Source organism: Caballeronia choica, assembly GCF_001544535.1.
GTDB classification, from domain to species: Bacteria; Pseudomonadota; Gammaproteobacteria; order Burkholderiales; family Burkholderiaceae; genus Caballeronia; species Caballeronia choica.
Genome location: NZ_FCON02000001.1, coordinates 117,675 through 136,794, shown reverse-complemented (window position 1 = coordinate 136,794; position 19,120 = coordinate 117,675). Strand labels below are relative to the sequence as shown.

Below are 19,120 nucleotides of genomic sequence, written 5' to 3'. Positions count from 1 at the left end.
GAGCGTTTGCGCCGCATCCCCCGTGATCCGCAGCTTGCTCGTTACGCGATTCCAATAGCACAATGGTTCAATAGCCGTCATGCGAGACGGTTCGGCCAACTATTTGGAGGTGCGCACATGCGAGCTGTCGACATCATGACGAAATCGGTGATCACCGCCAATCCGGAGATGACGGTGCGCATCGCGGCGGGAACGATGGTTTTCGCCGGCATCAGCGGAATGCCGGTGATCGATCCGGACGGCAAACTCGTCGGCATGGTCACGGAGGGTGACTTGATGCGCCGGGAGGAAATCGGAACGGGCAAACGTCAATCCTGGTGGCTGGAATCGCTGGCATCGACAAGCGATCTTGCGAACATGTATGTCAAGGAGAATGCCACCACGGTCAAGGATGTAATGAGCACCGATGTCGTCACCATTACCGAGGAGTGCACGGTCGCCGAGATCGCCGAGTTGCTGGAGGCGCGGCGGATCAAGCGCGTGCCGGTCGTCCGCGACGGGAAACTGGTGGGTGTCGTCAGCCGTGCAAACCTGATCCGCGCACTCGTGACGGTGGTGCCGAAGCGGCCAGCCTCGACCGAGGGCGACGACGCCGGGCTGCGAGAAGCGATTCTTCTTGCGATGACGGGTCACCGCTGGGCGCTTCCGCCGGAGAACGTCATCGTCAAGGACGCAACCGCGCATCTCTGGGCAACGGCCAGGAGCGACGAAGAACAGAGGGCCATTCGGGTCGCTGCCGAGTGCGTGCCGGGCGTGAAGGAGGTCGTGATGCACGCCGGGCCTCTCGGTGGGGCTCTCGGCGATGTGGGGCGCTCCAGCTAGTCAGCAGAATGGCAAGGGTCAACGCAAGGAGGCGCAACGTCAACGCGGGTGTCCGGCGGCGGCAGGTGCAACTTCAGGCTGCGTGCAACTGTGGCAGGGTCGAGAGTCCGCGCGACTAGTCGACCTCATCGTCGTCGATCGCCTTGCGGTCCCGGCGTTCTTCATTGCCACGGCGGGCGCGCAGGCGCTGTTGCATAAGCACTGTAATCGTCTCGCCGGTGGTCGCGTTAGCTGGAAGCTTGTTGCGGATTATCCTGGGCACCATCGGCAAACCTGCCCTCTGCCGTCGGAGCGCTTTGGCTATGGCTCGTCGGCATTCGTCGCCGTGACAATCCCATTCGTCACGGATTCTTTCGCAGTATTGGCACTTCTCCATAGTGAGCAACTTATGTGCTGTCATAGGTTGTCGAACGCAACGTCTTCTGGCATCCGGCCCAACTGCGCCGTTAATCGTCGTCAGTGAAAAGCGAGGCTTGCAAGCTCGCCTCTGCCCGAGCATCAGTTCGCGCTGGAGCGAGTCAACCCGCGACAGGCGATCCGTCGCCGACAGGCCGATCCAGGCGCTGGCACGTGCGACGCGAGTCTGGTCCAGCGGGAAAGCCATCTCGTCACACGTTCGACATCGCCTCTTGAATAGAAACGGTGGCAAGCGGATAGCATCCAATTTTACGCGAGAGTGCGTTTCCTTTCCGGACGCAGATTCTCCTTTCGATGATCAGGGCCGCGACGCAGTGGTCGCCCAAGCCTTTCGCCAGCACTGGAGCATCCCGCACGCCTGGCGATGCTCGTTGCGTTGGCAAAAGGCGTTGCTGCGGGTGGGCGGGGAAAGCGCAGCGGTATCCACAGGAACTCGAAGAAGGCAGTCCCACGGCGATCGTGGCCGTCCGCCGCCTGCAGGTCAAAAAGCTGCTTCCAGATTTTTCTTGTAGTGGTCGAAAGCAATGGTCCGGTTCTGCAGCGCAGACATGGCGTCAGGCTTGGGCGGACGTTCTCAGCAATAAAATACCGTCAAGGCACGCTCGCGCACCTGACGGTATTGGCGTTTCTTCACGAATCGGCTATTCGCGATACCGTGAAAAATTAGCGTCCGCCACAGATAGATGGCGAATCCAAAAACGAGTAAATGCCGCGCAACGCTCCGTGCTTACCGGGTTTTCCGATAGTCGCCGAAAGCACGCGATTAACGCCCGATCATTCCCACTCAATCGTCGCCGGCGGCTTCCCCGAGATGTCATAAACCACCCGATTGATCCCGCGCACTTCATTGATGATGCGATTCGAAACATGCCCGAGCAATTCATGCGGAAGATGCGCCCAATGCGCCGTCATGAAATCGAGCGTCTGCACTGCACGCAGCGCGACGACATACTCGTAAGTCCGCCCGTCGCCCATCACCCCGACGCTCTTCACCGGCAAAAACACCGCGAACGCCTGGCTCGTCAGGTCGTACCACGACTTGCCGGTCTCCTTGTCGATGGTCGTGCGCAATGTTTCGATGAAAATCGCGTCCGCGCGACGCAGCAGGTCCGCGAACTCGCGTTTAACCTCGCCAAGAATCCGCACGCCAAGCCCCGGCCCCGGGAAAGGATGGCGATACACCATCGCCGGCGGCAACCCGAGCTGCACGCCCAGCTCGCGCACTTCGTCCTTGAACAGTTCGCGCAGCGGCTCGAGCAGCTTCAGGTTCAGCGTCTCCGGCAAGCCGCCGACGTTGTGATGGCTCTTGATCGTATGCGCGCCCTTCTTGCCCTTGCCCGCCGACTCGATCACATCCGGGTAGATCGTGCCCTGCGCGAGCCACTGGGCATCCGTGAGCTTGTTGGCCTCGGCCTGGAACACTTCGACGAACTCCGCTCCGATGATCTTGCGCTTCGCCTCGGGATCGGTCACGCCCGCGAGTTTCGACAGGAACGCGGTGCTCGCATCGACATGGATCACCTTCACGCCGAGGTGATCGGCGAAGGTCGACATGACCTGCTCGGCTTCGTTCTGGCGCAGCAAACCATGATCGACGAAGACGCACGTCAACTGGTCGCCAATCGCGCGATGCAGCAGCGCCGCCGCCACCGACGAATCCACGCCGCCCGACAAGCCCAGGATCACGTGCTCGTCGCCGACTTGCGCGCGAATCTTCTCGACGGCCTCTTCGACGTAATGCCCCATCTCCCAGTCGGCCCGCGCGTTGCACAGTACCAGCACGAAGCGATCGATCATGGCGCGGCCCTGCGCCGTGTGCGTCACCTCCGGGTGCCATTGCAGGCCGTAGAAGCGGCGCTCGTCGTCGGCCATCGCGGCGATCGGGCACGACGGCGTCGACGCCATCAGCTTGAAGCCGGCCGGCATGTCGGCGACCTTGTCGCCGTGGCTCATCCACACCTTGAGCATGCCGTGGCCTTCGGCCGTCTGGAAATCCTCGATGCCCGTCAGGAAGCTCGTGTGGTTGTGCGCGCGCACTTCGGCATAGCCAAATTCGCGCAGCTTGCCGAGTTCGACCTTGCCGCCGAGCTGGTCGGCCATCGTCTGCATGCCGTAGCAAATGCCAAGCACGGGGACGCCCAGGTCGAACACGATCTGCGGCGCGCGCGGCGAGCCCGGTTCGGTCACCGAGTTCGGGCCGCCCGACAGGATGATGCCCTTTGGCGCGAACTCGCGAATGAAGGCCTCATCGACGTCGTACGGATGGATTTCCGAGTAGACATGCGATTCGCGGATGCGTCGCGCGATCAACTGGGTGACTTGGGAACCGAAATCGAGGATCAGGATTTTGTCGTGCATGGCAGCGGCCAAAGGCGAAGTGAGCGGTTACGGTGATGGATGCGCGGGCGTTCGGGCGTCGTCGCGACGTCCGGCTCGCGCCAAAAAAATCGACGGCCGGCGCAAGGGCCGACCGCAGGGGTACTTGTCATGGCGAAACGCCCGGTCGGAAGAAGCGCGTCTCGCTCATTCGATATTCATCGCGTATCGGGACGAAGCGGATCGGCGCCAAGCCGGGGTTCGACGCGCTCGCCCGTGACGGGGTCGACGGTGTGGCCGGTTGCGGGGTCGATCACGGGGTCGATCCTTCTGCCGGTTGCGGGATCGATGTTTCGGGCGATCGAGGGCTCGACTACGCGGCCGGTCACCGGGTCGATCGTCCTGCCGGTAGCGGGATCAATGCTTCTGGCGATCGCGGGCTCGACCACGCGACCGGTCGCCGGGTCAATCGTTCTGCCGGTTGCCGGGTCGAACGTCGCGCCCGTTGCGCGATCTCGCGCCAGCGGATCGAGCGTACGGCCCGTGGCGGGATCGATCGCGCGGCCCGTGACCGGATCGATCGCGGTGGCGTTCGGTGCGCGCGCCGCCGGGCGGCTCGCCACATCGAGTGCTTCGCCCGCGACGGGCTCGCCCGCCAGCGGATCGACACGGCGCTCCGCCGCGACAGGCACAACCGCAGGTTGGACGCGATCGTCACGATAAGCGGTGGAAGCCGGCGGGACCGGCGTCGCCGCGCGAATCTCGTCACGCTTTTGCGCCGCACGCTTCTCGGCGCGTCCCGCCGACGCCGCGCCGGCCAGCACCGCGCGCTCGCGCCGGCGAACCGCGCCGGCAAGCCGCACGCTGCCCAGCCCGAGAATCAGCAGCACCACGCCCGCCAACGCCGACACGATCTGCCCGAAGCTTTCGAGTTGCGGCGTCCGAAGGCCAAGCAGCCACACGAGCAGCACGACGCCCGAAAGCCACTCGACATGCCCCGACACCTTCGCGGCCGTAGCCGTCAGCGCGCCATCGACAGCCGCATGAAACGCCAGCCACGACAACCCGATCAGCGCGATGCCGAACAACTGCCCCGCGAACGCAGGCTGCATCTGAACTAGTTGCAACGCGCTGTACAACGCAGCCCATGGCGTCAGCAGGAACAGCACGCCGAACGCGAGAAAGATCAGGGCATTGATGACGAGTACGGCCCGCAGCAACGGTTTCATGGTTTAGTCCACGTGGTAGTTGGGCGCTTCCTTGGTGATCTGCACGTCGTGCACGTGCGATTCGCGCATGCCGGCCGCCGTGATCTGCACGAACTCGGCCTTGTCGTGCATTTCGAGGATCGTGCGGCAACCGCAATAGCCCATGCTCGCGCGCACGCCGCCGACGACCTGGAACAGGATCGCGTTGACCGAGCCCTTGTAGGCAACCCGGCCTTCGATCCCTTCCGGCACCAGCTTGTCGATATTCGCCGAGTTGTCCTGGAAGTAGCGGTCCGCGGCGCCGTCCTTCATCGCGCCGACCGAGCCCATGCCGCGATACGCCTTGTACTGGCGGCCCTGGAACAGGAACACGTCGCCCGGCGATTCTTCGGTGCCGGCAAGCATGCTGCCCATCATCACCGCGTTCGCGCCCGCTGCGAGCGCTTTCGCGACGTCGCCGGAAAAACGCACGCCGCCGTCCGAGATCACGGGCACGCCGCTGCCCTTCAACGCCTCCGACACATTCGACACCGCCGTGATCTGCGGCACGCCGACGCCCGCGACGACGCGCGTCGTGCAGATCGAGCCCGGGCCGATGCCCACCTTCACGCCGTCCGCGCCGTACTCGACGAGCGCCTTCGCCGCCGAAGCCGTCGCGATATTGCCGCCGATCACTTCGATATGCGGATAGTTCTGCTTGACCCAGCGCACGCGCTCGAGCACGCCCTGGCTATGGCCGTGCGCGGTATCGACGACGATCACGTCGACGCCTGCCGCCGCCAGCAGCGCCGCGCGCTCCTCGTTCTCGGGGCCGACGCCGATCGCCGCGCCGACGCGCAGCTTGCCGTGTTCGTCCTTGCAGGCGTCCGGGTGTTCGGTCTGCTTGGTGATGTCCTTGACGGTCATGAGGCCGCGCAGTTCGAACGCGTCGTTCACGACCAGCACGCGCTCCAGCCGGTGGCTGTGCATCAGCGCCTTCGCCTGGGCGAGCGGCGTGCCTTCCTTGACCGTCACGAGGCGCTCGCGCGGCGTCATGATGTTGCGCACCGGCTCGTCCATGCGCTCTTCGAAGCGCAGATCGCGGTTCGTCACGATGCCGATCAGTTGCGGGCCTTCGACGACGGGAAATCCGGAAATGCCATGCTGTTGCGTGAGGGCGATGACGTCGCGCACGCGCATTTGCGGCGGAACGGTGATCGGATCGCGCACGACGCCCGATTCGAAACGCTTCACCTTCGCGACTTCGCGCGCCTGGTCGGCGGAGGTGAGATTCTTGTGGACGATGCCGACGCCGCCCATCTGGGCCATCGCGATGGCGAGGCGACCTTCGGTGACGGTGTCCATGGCGGCGGACACGAGGGGCATGTTCAGGGAGATCTTGCGGGTCAGCTGGGACTTCAGGCTGGTGTCGCGCGGGAGAACGTTGGAAAACGCGGGCACGAGGAGCACGTCATCGAACGTGAGTGCTTTCTGGATCAGACGCATGGCAAATCCTATGGGCGCAAAAGCAGATTATACCGATAGTTCCCCGGTTTTTCACTGACCGAACATTGGCTTACGTGATTCGCGGGCAATTTTCGGGCCTCCTTTCAAGGGTCGATTTCGCTTTTCTTTTCGCCGCGCTTTCGGGTCATTTTCGGTTTTGCGCCTGGCATCGCCGAGCCGCTGCGACGGCGAAACCCGCATCGCATTGCAGCTTTCGACAAGACGACCCTCCCCCGCCGCGTGCTAACCTGCGCGCCTTTCCTCAAGTCAATGCGGGAGCAGGCAATGCAGCGCGGTGTGGCATATGGAGTGATGGCGGGCGCCATTTGGGGTTTCATTTTTCTCGCGCCGCGCCTGCTGCCCGATTTTTCGCCGCTTCTATTGAGCAGCGGCCGTTACGTGATGTACGGGCTGGTCTCCGTGGCGGTCGCATTGCCGTTCGCGCGACGGCTCGCAAGCAAGCTCACGCGCGCCGATGTCGTCGCGCTCGTCAAGCTCGCGCTCGTCGGCAACCTGCTCTACTACATGCTGCTCGCCACCGCCGTGCAGATGGTGGGCGTCGCGCCGTCATCGCTGATCGTGGGGATCTTGCCCGTCACCGTGACGCTCGCCGGCCGGCGCGATCACGGCGCGATCGACCTGCGGCGCCTCTTCTGGCCGCTCATGATGGTGATGGCCGGCATCGTGTGCATCAACATCGACGTCTTCAGCGACGCCGGCGGCAATGCCATCAGCATCGTGACCAAGCTCGTCGGCCTCGCGTGCGCGGTGGGCGCGCTCCTGTCGTGGACGTGGTACGCAGTCGTCAACGCGCGCTACCTGCAGGCGAACACGCACTTCGACGGCAACGAGTGGTCCGTGCTGTGGGGCATCGTCACGGGCGTGCTCGGCGGGATTGCGTGGATCGTCGTCCTGCTGTTGCCGCCGGGATTCGTGCAGACGGGCGTTTCGCCCGCGCGCTGGCAGATGTTCTGGATCGTCGGCTTCGCGCTGGCGGCCGGCGGTTCGTGGCTCGGCAACACGCTGTGGAACGCCGCGTCGAAGCGCCTGCCGCTGACGCTGTCGGGGCAGATGATCGCGTTCGAAACGCTCTTCGCGCTGCTTTACGCGTTCGTCTACGACCAGCGTATGCCGCGCTTGCCCGAGGTCCTGGCGATCGTGTTGCTGCTGGGAGGCGTGTGCTGGTCGGTGCGCCAGCATGCGGTGGCGAGAGCGCCCTCGGGTGCGGAGAGAGAGGCGCCGGCGCACTGAAGGCGCCGGGCGGACCTGCACTCAAGCCGCCGTGGCCCGAAGATGGACGCGGCGGGGGCGGCCTTTAAGGCTCGGCCAGCGTGCAAGCCGCAGTGGCTTGCACGCCGGAGCACGCAACTCAAATTTCTATCTTGGTCCCGAGTTCCACCACGCGATTGGCCGGAATGCTGAAGAAATCGGTTGGCTTGGCGGCGTTCTGGTGCATCCAGGCGAACACCCGCTCGCGCCACACCGACATCCCCGGCAACTCCGTCGGCACGACCGTTTCGCGCGCCATGAAGAACGACGTGTCCATCAGCTCGAAGGTCATCGCGTGGGTGCGGCTGATCTGCTCCAGCACCGCCTTTACATCCGGCGTCTCGTTGAACCCGTAGGCCGCCTTCACGAGGAAGAGTCCACCGCTGATGTCCTTCACGTCGACGCGCTGCGCATCGTCCACATACGGAATATCGCGCGTCAGAAAGTTCAGGAAGATCGTGCGTTCGTGCAGCACCTTGTTGTGCTTCAGGTTGTGCAACAGGCTCACCGGCACGAGCGTGTCGCTGCCCGTCAGGTAGATCGCCGTACCCGACACGCGATGCGGCGGGTGCGCCAGCAGCCCCTGCAGGAACGGCATCAGCGGAATGCCGTCGGCGGCCGTGCGCTCCTTCACGATCAGGCGGCCCTTGTACCAGGTCATCAGCAGGAAGAAGAGCGCCCCGCCGATGCACAGCGGCAGCCAGCCGCCCTGCTCGATCTTCAACAGGCTCGCGCCGAAAAAGCCAAGGTCGACCAGGAAGAATACGCTGATGATCGCAGTCACGAGCGCCTTGTTCCAGCCCCAGAGCTTCGTCATCACGACCGACGCGAGCATCGTCGTGACGATCATGGTTGCGGTGACGGCCAGACCGTAAGCCGCCGCGAGATTCTCCGAGCTCTTGAAGCCAATCACGATGCACAGGATGATGAAGAGCAGCATCCAGTTCACGAGCGGAATATAGATCTGCCCGATCGCGAGATCGGACGTATGCAGGATCTTCATGCGCGGGACGTAGCCGAGCTGGATCGCCTGGCTCGTCAGCGAATACGCGCCCGAAATGACCGCCTGCGATGCGATCACGGTCGCGATCGTCGAGAGGATCACGAGCGGCAAGAGCGCCCAGTCGGGTGCGAGCAGGAAGAACGGGCTCTGGATCGCGTCGGGCGAATGCATCAGCAAGGCGCCCTGCCCAAAATAATTCAGCAGCAGCGACGGCATCACGAGGCAATACCAGCCGAGCCGGATCGGCCTCGCACCGAAGTGGCCCATGTCTGCATAGAGCGCTTCGGCGCCGGTCAGCACCAGCACGACCGAGCCGAGCACGATGTACGCCTGCAACACGTGCTGGGCCATGAACGACGCCGCGTAGTAAGGGTTCAACGCGATGATCACGCGCGGTTCGCGCATGATGTGGTACACGCCGAGCACGGCGAGCGTCACGAACCACACCAGCATGATCGGACCGAAGAGCCGGCCGACGACCGCCGTGCCGCGTCGCTGGATCCAGAACAGCATGATCAGGATGACCATCGTGATCGGCAGCACGTAGGGCGCGAGCTGGGGCGTCGCGATCTCGAGACCCTCCACCGCCGATATCACCGACATCGCGGGCGTAATCACCGCGTCGCCGTAGAACATGCAGGCGCCGAAGATGCCGAGCATCATCAGGACGCCGGACGTGCGCCCGGTCTTGTTGCTGAAGGTGCGCAGCGCGAGCGTCATCAGCGCGAGCACGCCGCCTTCGCCGTTGTTGTCGGCGCGCATGACGAAAAGGACGTACTTGATGGCGACCACGATGACGATCGCCCAGAAGAGCAAGGAGATGACGCCGAGAATCGAGGCGTCCGAGAGCGCGATGCCATGCGATGGACTGAACGCCTCTTTCAGCGCATACAAGGGACTCGTGCCGATGTCGCCGAACACTATGCCGATGGCAGCGAGCGCCAGCGTCGGGAGAGGCTGCTTGCGCTCTTGCGCGTGAGTCAGGTTGGTCATAAACGCGAGGTATCCGTTTGAGGCGGAAAAAACGAACGCCATTCTAACGTCGCACGCAAACCGGCGGCTCCGTGTTGTCGGGGCGCCACGGGAGCCGGGAACCGGCAGTTTAGCATTGCGTCAGTAGGGCGGAAGTGCTGGAAGTGCGTGGTCCAGCGCGTCGGCGAGGCGCGCCGCGTCGTTCGACATCCCAATGAAAACGCCGTTCGGCCATGCCCGAGGCATGAGCGAACGGCGTCGAGCCGGGCTTGTTCGATGATGAGATCAGCCGCGACCGTTCTGCATGCCGCGCTTGATCCATGCGCCGAGATTGTGCGGACGCACCGTGTCCCACTCCTCGAACGGCTGGTGGATCCACGGATTCGTTTCGAGGAACTGGACGTGGTAATCGGGCTTCACCTTCGAGCAACCCTTGTACCACAGCACCGCCGAGCGCACCGACGTGATCGCGGGATAGCGGTCCTTCAGGTGCTCCTGCACGCGCGCGAGCGTCACGCCCGAGTCGACCAGGTCGTCCACGAGCAGCACGTTGCCCGCCAGGTGGCCGCGCGTCATCGTGATGTACTGGGCGATGTCCAGGTCGCCCTGTTCCGTGCCGGCGGCTTCCCGGTACGAACTGGTGGCGAGGATCGCGAGCGGCAGATCGTAGATGCGCGAGAGCTGGTCGCCGACGCGCAGCCCGCCACGCGCGAGACACAGGATCTGGTCGAACTTCCAGCCGGACTCATGCACCTTAAGCGCGAGGAGTTCGATCAGCCGGTGGTATTCATCCCAGCCGACCCAGAGGTTCTTGTCGTCGTTGCGCGGGTCCGTCATCGCGATCATGGTAAGGCTCTTTCAAATGCTTACAGCGGTGGATACGAAATGTGGCCGCTCGGCGCGGCCACATTTTTTTCAAGCGATCGGTTCAGGCTGCTTCAGACCTTGAACGGATGGCGCAGCAGGATGGTTTCGTCGCGATCGGGACCGGTCGAGACCATGTCGATCGGCACGCCGGCCACTTCCTGCACGCGCGAGAGATAAGCGCGGGCGTTTTCCGGCAGGCCGTCCCATTGCGTGATGCCGATCGTGCTTTCCTTCCAGCCGCCGAAGGTTTCGTAGACCGGCTCGCAGCGCGCTACTTCCGAAGCGCCGCGCGGCAGGATGTCGACCCGCTTGCCGTCGAGCTGATAGCCGACGCACAACTTCACTTCCTCGAGACCGTCGAGCACGTCGAGCTTCGTCATGCAGAGGCCCGAGATGCCGTTGATCTGGATCGAGCGGCGCAGCGCCGCGGCGTCGAGCCAGCCGGTGCGGCGCGGGCGCCCCGTGACCGAACCGAACTCCTTGCCGACGGTGGCGAGCGTGAGGCCGACCTGCTCCTGGCGCTCGGCGTTGTCGGCGTCGTACAGCTCGCTCGGGAACGGACCCGCGCCGACCCGCGTGCAATACGCCTTCGTGATGCCGAGAATGTAGTTCAGCTTTTGCGGGCCGACGCCGGCGCCGGCGCTCGCGGCACCCGCGACGCAATTGCTCGATGTGACATACGGATACGTGCCGTGGTCGATATCGAGCAGCGTGCCTTGCGCACCTTCGAACAGCAGGTTGCGGCCGGCGTGATTCTCGTCGTAGAGACGGCGGGAGACGTCGGTGACCATCGGCGCGAGACGGTCGGCATAGCCGAGCATCGTGTCGAGCGTTTCCTGATAGTCGACCGCTGCCGCGCCCAGATACTGCGTCAGCACGAAGTTGTGGAAGTCGAGCGTTTCGCGCAGGCGTTCGGCGAAGAGCGGCGCGTCGAACAGGTCCTGCACGCGCAAGCCACGACGGCCGACCTTGTCTTCATACGCCGGTCCGATGCCGCGCCCGGTGGTGCCGATCTTGCCCGCACCGCGACGCGCTTCGCGCGCCTGGTCGATGGCGACGTGATACGGCAGGATCAGCGTGGCGGCTTCGGAAATGAACAGGCGCTTCTGGACGTCGACGCCCGCCGCTTCCAGCTCGCCGATTTCCTTGAAGAGCGCTTCCGGCGACAACACGACGCCATTGCCGATGTAGCAGGCCGTTCCCGCGCGCATGATGCCCGAGGGAATCAGGCGCAAGATGGTTTTCTTGCCGCCGATGATGAGCGTATGGCCCGCGTTGTGACCGCCCTGGAAGCGCACGACGCCCTGGGCGTGGTCCGTCAGCCAGTCGACGATCTTGCCCTTGCCTTCATCACCCCACTGGGTGCCGACCACGACGACGTTGCGCCCCGGGTTCACATTCACTGCGCTGGCAGACATGTTGATTCGTTAGCTGGTTAAAAACGCATTTTACCTATGTTCACGAAAGGTTCCGAGTTTTTCGGGACCTTCGTGAACCCGTGTCGATCAGCGGATGCTGAAAAAAACGTTGCCGATCAAGGGTGTGGCATGTTGCTGCCTACTGACGAGCCTCGACGGTCCACTTGCCGTCGCGCTCGACGAGCACGCGATCGAACGCAAATTCATCGAGATCGTGGTCGTGGCCCGGCAACGCCTGGATCACGACTTCGCCGGCGTCGCGCAACGCCGCGACCGCCGCGCTCAACGGCTCGTCGTGCCGCCACGGCGCGAGAATCGCGCTGCCGCGTGCGTCGACCGGCGAGATGCGCGCCACTTCGCGCAGGTCGAGCGAGAAGCCCGTCGCTGGCCGGGCACGGCCATACGCCAGGCCGACATCGTCGTAACGGCCGCCGCGCGCAACCGCGTTCGGCACGCCGTCGACATAGGCCGAGAACATCACGCCGCTGTGATAGGCATAGCCGCGCAGGTCGGCGAGATCGATCATCAGTTCGGCGCCGTTTGCCTGGCGCGCGAGAAACGCGAGGTCGTCGAGCGCGCGCGCGATGACCGGCAAGTTCGGCAGACGGCCGCGTGCGGCGTCGAGTACGGACGCATCGCCATACAGCGACGGCAGCGCGCGCAACGCGTCGCGCGGCACCTGGCCGAGATGCGCGGTGAGTTCGTGAAGGCGCGGCACGTCCTTGCTCGCGAGCGCGTCGTACAGTGCCTCGCCGAGCGTGGCCGCCGCCGGCTCCAGTTCGAGCAGCGCCGCGAGCACGCCCGCGTGGCACAGGTCGAGACGCACTTTGGTCAAACCCGCGAGACGCAGCGAATCGAGCATCAGCGTCTGGATTTCGAGATCGGCTTCGAGGCCGGCGTGGCCGTAGATCTCGGCGCCGATCTGGATCTGCTCGCGGGTCGCGTGCAGTCCGCGCGGACGCGTGTGCAGCACGTTGCCCGCGTAACACAGGCGCGTCACGCCCTGCCGGTTCAGCAGATGCGCGTCGATGCGCGAGACCTGCGGCGTAATGTCGGCGCGCAGGCCGAGCGTGCGGCCCGACAACTGGTCGACGAGCTTGAAGGTGCGCAGGTTGAGATCGGTGCCGCCGCTCGTCAGCAGCGATTCGAGATACTCGAGCATCGGCGGCATCACGAGTTCGTAGCCGTACGAACGGAAACGGTCGAGCAACCGCCGGCGCAGCTCCTCGATCTTGCGGGCTTCCGACGGCAACACGTCGGCGATATTCTCGGGAAGTAACCAGGTCGACATCTGTTGATACCTTTCCTACGGGGTGTTGAGCGGCGCGGGCGCCGTTGTAAGAGAACAGGCGAACCAGCCCGGCGCGAGGAACGGCCTGCCGGCGAACGTTCAAGAGAACGGACAGTTCCTCAGGTCGCGATCAAGAGCAGGATCAGCCCGAGCGCCATCGCGACCAGGCCGCCGATGCGGATATGGTGCGTCGGCCGTTCGGCGATCCGGCGGAACGTGTCGCGCCACGCCGTGGGGAACACGAACGGGAACATCCCTTCGATGATCAGCATGAGCGCAAGCGCAAGCAGTAACGTCGCAGCCATATCCATTCGCATGAAAAGTGCCGGGCGGACCCGGCACGCGGACAATCAGCGCTTCTGCGGAGGAACCGTGTCCGCCCCGCTGTTCGGGCTGCGCATGAAGCGGAAGAAATCGCTGCCCGAGTCGACCACCATCACGTCGCCGGGCTTGAATGTCTTCTTATACGCTTCCAGGCTCTGATAAAACTGGTAGAACTGCGGATCGCGCCCATAGGCCTCGGCGGCAATGGCGGCTGCCTTGCCGTCGCCTTCGCCCTTGATGGTCTGCGCCTGGCTGTAGGCATCGGCGAGAATCGCCTGCTGCTGGCGATCCGCATCGGCCTTGATCTTGTCAGCATCGGCCGTGCCTCGGGCGCGCTCGTCGGCGGCTGCCTGCTGGCGAGCCGCGATCATGCGCTTGTAGACCGAATCGGCGACGGCCGGCGGAAAGTCGATGCGCGTCAGTTGCAAATCGACCAGTTCGACGCCAAACGACGAAGCCGGTTGCTCGATCGTCTTCTGCGCTTCGCTTGCAAGCGCCTGCTGCCCAGCGAGCGCGTCGTTCAGCGTGCGCTTCGTGAAAGCGCTCGCGAGCGCCGTGCGGGCAAGCGCCGTCAGGCGTTCCTGCGCGGTCTGCGTGTTCTTCTCGTTGCTTTCGAAGAGCTTGAGCGGATCGGCCACGCGATACTTGATGACCGTGTTGACGAGCACTTCGTTCTTGTCGGAGGTCGTGAAGCGGTCCGAGCCGGTTTCGTCGATCGTGAGGGTGCGGGTGTCGATCAGCGTCGCCGTCTGGAAAGGCGGCGGCAGCTTGAAGTGCAGGCCCGGGCCGTCGAGTTTCGGATTGCCTTCGCCATGCGCGGAAACGACGGCGGCATGCCGCTCATCCACGACGAAGATCATCGACGAACCGACGAACAACACGATGACGACAGCCACGACGAGCGCAATGATTCGATTCATGGTCGCGCTCCTTATTGCAAGTCGTCTTGACGGCCGCGCGAGCGGAACGAATCGCGCGAACGCAGCGGATCGTTCGCCGTGCCCTGGCTTGCGCCACTCGCGGCGCTCGCCGGCGCTGCGGTGGCAGCCGCTGCGGACGCGGCGGGCGCAACACCCGACGCCGGCGCCGCAGCCGCGGCACCGCTCGCAGCCGGCTCGGCTGTATCGCCGGCGCGCTGCCGGGCCGCCTCCGCGAGCTTGTCGAGCGGCAGATACAGCACGTTGTTGCCCGCCTTGCTGTCGACGAACACCTTCGTCGTGCGCGAGTAGATCTGCTGCATCGTGTCCAGGTACATGCGTTGACGAATCACTGCCGGAGCCTTCGAATATTCTGCGTAGACCTGCTTGAAGCGCTCGGCATCGCCTTGCGCCTGCGTGACGACGCGATTGCTATACGCAGTCGCCTCGTCGATCGTGCGTGCCGCATCCGACTTCGCGCGCGGCAGGAGCTGAGCGGCATAGGCGCGGGCGGTATCGCGGGCGCGCTCGTTGTCCTGGCGCACCTTCGCCGCTTCCTCGAATGCGGGCTGAACTTGCGACGGCACCTGCACGCTCTGCAGCGTGACGCCCGTCACCTGGAGACCGGTCTTGTAGGCGTCGAGCGAACGCTGGATCGTGTCGACGAGTCGCGCGCGCAAGGCCTCGCGATCGTTGTAGAGCAGGTCGTCGGTCGGTTGCGCGCCGGCGATCTCGCGGATCGCGGCCTGCCCCGCCTGCATCACGCTCTGCTCGGGATCGAGATTACGGAAGAGATAATCGGTCGGCGACTTGATCTGATATTGCACGGCAAAGCGCACATCGACGATATCGGCGTCGTGGGTGAGCAGCGATGCGTCGCGCACGTTCGCCTGCGTGAGCGCATTATTGCGGCCGACTTCGACGGAGCGGATCTGCGCGGTATTGACGATCTCGTGCGACTGGAACGGATAAGGCAAGCGCCAGTGGATGCCCTCGCCGGCAGTCGACCTGAACTTGCCGAACTGCGACACGACGCCGACATGCCCGTCCTGTACAACGAACACACCGCTGCCGAGATAAATCGCGATCAGAACGCCGACGACGATGCCGAAACCGATCCTGGCGCCACGGCCGTTGTCGGCGCGCGGCGCGCCGTTTCCGGGCTTGCGGCCGAAGAAGCCCGCGAGGCGCCGGTTGAACTCGCGCCACATTTCATCGAGATCGGGCGGGCCTTCGCCGTCCTTGCCGTTGCCCGGGCGCTTCGGATCCTGCGGTCGCTTCTGATCGTTCTTCGTGCCGCCATTGCCCTCGCCCCGCCCCCAGCGCGGATCGTCAATCGAAAAGACGGCATGCGAATGCTGCCGGTTACTCCGCTCGTTGTAGTCGTTCACTCGGTGATTCACCATTAGACAGCCGGGTCAATGCAGATCGGAACAGCTCAGTGCCCGTGCTCGGGGACTTCGCGGGCGTCGCTTTCGTCGGCTGACCGGTGGTCCTCCGGCAGCGCGGTTCCGTCGTACGACGAGGATTGCGTTGATTCGATCGATTCTGTGGATTCGACAGGTTCAGTGAATTCGGGAACCGCGGTGAATTCACTGGAATCCGATGCAGCGATTTCGGCGATGGCAGCGCGCAGCGCGTCGAGCCCCTGACCCGTGCGTGCGCTCAAAAAGACGCGCGAAATATTACCATACTCGTCCCTTTCGACCGCGTCGCCACGGGCCGCCAGCTCAGGCACCGCGTCGATCTTGTTGAAGACGAGGATCTGCGGAACCGTGTCCGCGCCGATGCCGCGCAGCACTTCGTTCACCTGCTCGATCTGGTCGAGCCGAACGGCGCTCGATGCATCGACCACATGCAGCAGCAAGTCGGCGTGAATCGTTTCCTCGAGCGTCGCGCGAAACGCCGCGACCAGTTGGTGCGGCAGCTCGCGAATGAAACCGACCGTATCCGACACCACGACATGCCCTGCTGCCTCACCCAGGAAAACGCGGCGCGAAGTGGTATCGAGCGTGGCGAAAAGCTGGTCGGCCGCGTACGCCTGCGCCTTGGTCAACGCGTTGAAGAGCGTCGACTTGCCCGCGTTCGTATAGCCGACGAGCGACACCGACATCGTCTGGTTGCGCACGCGCTGGCGACGCTGCGTACCATGCTGGCGGCGCAGTTTCTCGAGCTTCGCCTTGAGCGCCTTGATGCGTTCGCCGATCAGCCGGCGGTCGGTTTCGAGCTGCGTTTCGCCTGGGCCGCGCAGGCCGATACCGCCCTTTTGCCGCTCGAGGTGAGTCCACGCGCGGATGAGCCGCGTCGACAGATACTGGAGCTGCGCGAGTTCGACCTGCAGCTTGCCTTCGTGGCTGCGGGCGCGTTGCGCGAAAATATCGAGGATGAGGCTCGTGCGGTCGACGACACGCCGGTTCAGCGCAGTTTCGAGATTGCGCTGCTGCGCGGGTGCGAGCGCGTGATTGAAAATGACGAGTTCGACGTCGTTCGCTTCGCAGGCGAGGCGCAGTTCTTCGACCTTGCCGCTGCCGACAAACATCTTGGCATCGGGGCTCGAACGGCGGCCGGTAAGCGTGACGGCGGGATTGGCGCCCGCACTTTGGGCGAGCAGACTGAGTTCTTCAAGACTGGCTTCGAAATCGATTTTTCCGAAGTCGATGCCGACAAGCGCTGCGTTGATCAAATTGAGTTTTTGGTTTTGAAGCGACCGGCGAGTAACTTTTTATGGGTGCTGGACCACCGGCCGCGACGAGGTTTAGGACGATTCAGCGTCCGGGTGGAAATTCACCGGACGGGCCGGCACGACCGTGGAAATGGCGTGCTTGTAGACCATCTGGGTAACCGTATTGCGGAGCAACACGACGTACTGGTCGAACGATTCGATGTTCCCTTGAAGCTTGATGCCGTTGACCAAATAGATCGACACCGGCACGTGCTCTTTACGCAGTGCGTTCAAAAACGGGTCTTGTAACAATTGCCCTTTGTTGCTCATAGCAAACTCCGTGTTTTTTTGCAGGTTGAACATGATTGTGGAGGAAGAAAAAGAGATCCGCCAACAATCGCTACACTATAGCCGATTTTCTTTTCCGCACCAGCGCTGCCACAGCGGCGAAACGCTTGGTGCGCGCGGGACTCAGCCTTTGTCCGCGTAAGGGTTCGTGCTCGAACGGAACTCTATGCGCAATGGAGTCCCGGCCAGCCCAAAAGTTTCTCTGAAGCGTCCTTCGAGGTAACGTTTATAGGTATCGGTGATCGCGTCGAGCGCGTTGCCATGCACGACGATGATCGGCGGATTTTGCCCGCCCTGGTGCGCATAGCGCAGCTTCGGGCGCACCGGGCCGCGCCGGCGCGGCTGCTGGAATTCCACTGCGTCGATGAGCGCGCGCGTGAGCTTCGGCGTCGGCAACTTGGCCATCGCCGCGGCGTAGGCGTCGTCGACTGACTTCATCAACTGGCCGATACCCGTTTTCTCCAGCGCCGAGACGTAGTGGAATTTGGCAAAGTCCAGGAACTTGAGCTTGCGGGTGAGATCGGCCTTGGTTCGCTCGCGCACGTGCGAGTCGAGCCCATCCCACTTGTTGACGCCCACCACCAGCGCCCGCCCTTGCTCGACCACGAAACCCGCGATGTGCGCGTCCTGCTCGGAGATGTCCTGTTGCGCGTCGAGCAACAGGATCACGACGTTCGCGTCCGAGATCGACTGCAGCGTCTTCACCACCGAAAACTTCTCGATCGCCTCGAACACCTTGCCGCGCCGGCGCAGGCCCGCCGTATCGATCAGGGTGTATTTGCGGCCCTGACGCTCGAAATCAACATAGATCGAATCGCGGGTCGTGCCGGGCATGTCGAACGCGATCACGCGCTCCTCGCCGATCAGCGTGTTCACAAGCGTCGACTTGCCGACATTCGGCCGCCCGACGATCGCGATCTTCACGCCGTGCTTCGCCTTCTCTTCGTCGTCCTCTTCGGGCTGACCGGCGTAGGCGATTTCAAGCGCGTCGCCGATCATTTCGTTGACGCCATCGCCATGCGCGGCCGAAATCGCGCGCGGGTCGCCGAGGCCGAGTTCGTAGAAGTCGGCGGCGACCGCGCTGTACTTCATCCCTTCGGCCTTGTTGACGACGAGAAAGAGCGGGCGGCCGGTCTTGCGCAGATAGTCGGCGATCGCCTTGTCTTGCGGAGCGAGGCCGTTGCGCCCGTCGACGATGAACACGACCACGTCCGCTTCCTCCACCGCCTGGCGCGTCTGGCGCGCCATTTCGTGCAGGATGCCGTCCTTCGCGACGGGCTCGAAGCCGCCCGTATCGACGACCAGATACGGTCGATCGCCCACGCGGCCCTCACCGTAGTGACGGTCGCGCGTGAGTCCGGGCAGGTCGGCGACGAGCGCATCGCGCGAGCGCGTCAGCCGGTTGAAAAGGGTCGATTTCCCCACATTGGGGCGCCCAACGAGGGCAATTACGGGTTTCATCAGATTTTGTTCACAGTTGAACGCAAGGCGGCCGACACCGGCGCATGAAACGCCAAGGCCACGGAAACGCCGCGAGAAGCCTGCGTTTGTCGAAAATTAGCATGGATTTGGCATACGGCACGGTTCTCGTGCGTCGCATGCAAGAGGCTTGCCTCAGCGGTTGCGCCGATTCGCGGCTCGGCGACGTCATCGATTCGATGCGCGTCTTGTGCGGCCACATGGCGTTGCTTTCGCGAGTGTGCGCTCATGCTCGGCGCCTCGCTTTTACTTCTGTTCGTTGCTGCTTTCAGGCTGGCGGGCAGGCGCCGGTGCTCGGGGCGCCGCGCCATTCCATTTTGCC

The 19,120-nt window shown here is 63.9% G+C and carries 17 protein-coding genes; 2 read left to right on the top strand and 15 right to left on the bottom strand.

Translation table 11 applies throughout. From position 1 onward, the window contains the following. The first annotated feature begins 117 nt into the window (after positions 1-117). Positions 118-822 carry a CBS domain-containing protein gene (locus tag AWB68_RS00595; protein WP_087642414.1) on the top strand — a complete coding sequence of 235 codons (705 nt, stop codon included), beginning with the start codon at positions 118-120 and terminating at the stop codon, positions 820-822. A 115-nt stretch (positions 823-937) separates the two neighbouring features. On the opposite strand, the gene AWB68_RS00590 is transcribed toward AWB68_RS00595, so the two are convergent. The 4 genes from AWB68_RS00590 to guaB all read right to left on the bottom strand — a co-directional run bounded on the left by AWB68_RS00590 (position 938) and on the right by guaB (position 6,248). Continuing rightward, a complete protein-coding gene (locus AWB68_RS00590; RefSeq protein ID WP_087642518.1) occupies positions 938-1,198 on the bottom strand; it encodes a hypothetical protein in 261 nt (86 codons plus the stop codon). A gap of 815 nt (positions 1,199-2,013) precedes the next feature. Continuing rightward, a complete protein-coding gene (guaA, locus tag AWB68_RS00585; RefSeq protein WP_087642413.1) occupies positions 2,014-3,597 on the bottom strand; it encodes a glutamine-hydrolyzing GMP synthase in 1,584 nt (527 codons plus the stop codon). Positions 3,598-3,773: 176 nt separating this feature from the next. Continuing rightward, entirely contained in the window at positions 3,774-4,784 is a 1,011-nt protein-coding gene (locus AWB68_RS00580; protein ID WP_235028134.1) for a hypothetical protein, read from the bottom strand. Positions 4,785-4,787: 3 nt separating this feature from the next. Further along, on the bottom strand, positions 4,788-6,248 hold the full coding sequence (gene guaB, locus AWB68_RS00575; RefSeq protein WP_087642412.1) for an IMP dehydrogenase: 1,461 nt from the start codon (positions 6,246-6,248) through the stop codon (positions 4,788-4,790). Positions 6,249-6,533: 285 nt separating this feature from the next. Here guaB and AWB68_RS00570 point away from each other — a divergent pair, with 285 nt between their 5' ends. After that, complete coding sequence (locus tag AWB68_RS00570; protein WP_087642411.1) at positions 6,534-7,499, top strand: DMT family transporter; 966 nt, start codon at positions 6,534-6,536, stop codon at positions 7,497-7,499. A 118-nt stretch (positions 7,500-7,617) separates the two neighbouring features. Here AWB68_RS00570 and AWB68_RS00565 read toward each other — a convergent pair whose 3' ends face one another. The 11 genes from AWB68_RS00565 to AWB68_RS46215 all read right to left on the bottom strand — a co-directional run bounded on the left by AWB68_RS00565 (position 7,618) and on the right by AWB68_RS46215 (position 19,028). After that, positions 7,618-9,513: a potassium transporter Kup gene (locus AWB68_RS00565; protein ID WP_087642517.1), complete on the bottom strand. Its 1,896-nt coding sequence runs from the start codon at positions 9,511-9,513 to the stop codon at positions 7,618-7,620. Between the two features lie 264 nt (positions 9,514-9,777). Next, positions 9,778-10,338 carry a phosphoribosyltransferase gene (locus AWB68_RS00560; RefSeq protein ID WP_087642410.1) on the bottom strand — a complete coding sequence of 187 codons (561 nt, stop codon included), beginning with the start codon at positions 10,336-10,338 and terminating at the stop codon, positions 9,778-9,780. 92 nt (positions 10,339-10,430) lie between these two features. Continuing rightward, positions 10,431-11,777: an adenylosuccinate synthase gene (locus AWB68_RS00555; RefSeq protein WP_087642409.1), complete on the bottom strand. Its 1,347-nt coding sequence runs from the start codon at positions 11,775-11,777 to the stop codon at positions 10,431-10,433. A 139-nt stretch (positions 11,778-11,916) separates the two neighbouring features. Then, positions 11,917-13,068, bottom strand: a complete 1,152-nt coding sequence (locus AWB68_RS00550; RefSeq protein WP_087642408.1) for an ATP phosphoribosyltransferase regulatory subunit — start codon at positions 13,066-13,068, stop codon at positions 11,917-11,919. Between the two features lie 119 nt (positions 13,069-13,187). Beyond that, on the bottom strand, positions 13,188-13,379 hold the full coding sequence (locus tag AWB68_RS00545; protein WP_087642407.1) for a DUF2065 domain-containing protein: 192 nt from the start codon (positions 13,377-13,379) through the stop codon (positions 13,188-13,190). Positions 13,380-13,418: 39 nt separating this feature from the next. Beyond that, positions 13,419-14,312 carry a protease modulator HflC gene (gene hflC / locus AWB68_RS00540; RefSeq protein ID WP_087642406.1) on the bottom strand — a complete coding sequence of 298 codons (894 nt, stop codon included), beginning with the start codon at positions 14,310-14,312 and terminating at the stop codon, positions 13,419-13,421. Between the two features lie 11 nt (positions 14,313-14,323). Then, complete coding sequence (gene hflK / locus AWB68_RS00535; RefSeq protein WP_087642516.1) at positions 14,324-15,700, bottom strand: FtsH protease activity modulator HflK; 1,377 nt, start codon at positions 15,698-15,700, stop codon at positions 14,324-14,326. A 47-nt stretch (positions 15,701-15,747) separates the two neighbouring features. Next, positions 15,748-16,992: a GTPase HflX gene (gene hflX / locus AWB68_RS00530; protein ID WP_087642405.1), complete on the bottom strand. Its 1,245-nt coding sequence runs from the start codon at positions 16,990-16,992 to the stop codon at positions 15,748-15,750. Positions 16,993-17,064: 72 nt separating this feature from the next. Continuing rightward, entirely contained in the window at positions 17,065-17,301 is a 237-nt protein-coding gene (gene hfq / locus AWB68_RS00525; protein ID WP_006999489.1) for an RNA chaperone Hfq, read from the bottom strand. A gap of 141 nt (positions 17,302-17,442) precedes the next feature. Further along, on the bottom strand, positions 17,443-18,780 hold the full coding sequence (gene der, locus AWB68_RS00520; RefSeq protein WP_087642403.1) for a ribosome biogenesis GTPase Der: 1,338 nt from the start codon (positions 18,778-18,780) through the stop codon (positions 17,443-17,445). Further along, positions 18,780-19,028, bottom strand: a complete 249-nt coding sequence (locus AWB68_RS46215) for a hypothetical protein (protein ID WP_125482838.1) — start codon at positions 19,026-19,028, stop codon at positions 18,780-18,782. The genes der and AWB68_RS46215 overlap by 1 nt, the downstream gene beginning before the upstream one ends. Positions 19,029-19,120: the final 92 nt, after the last annotated feature.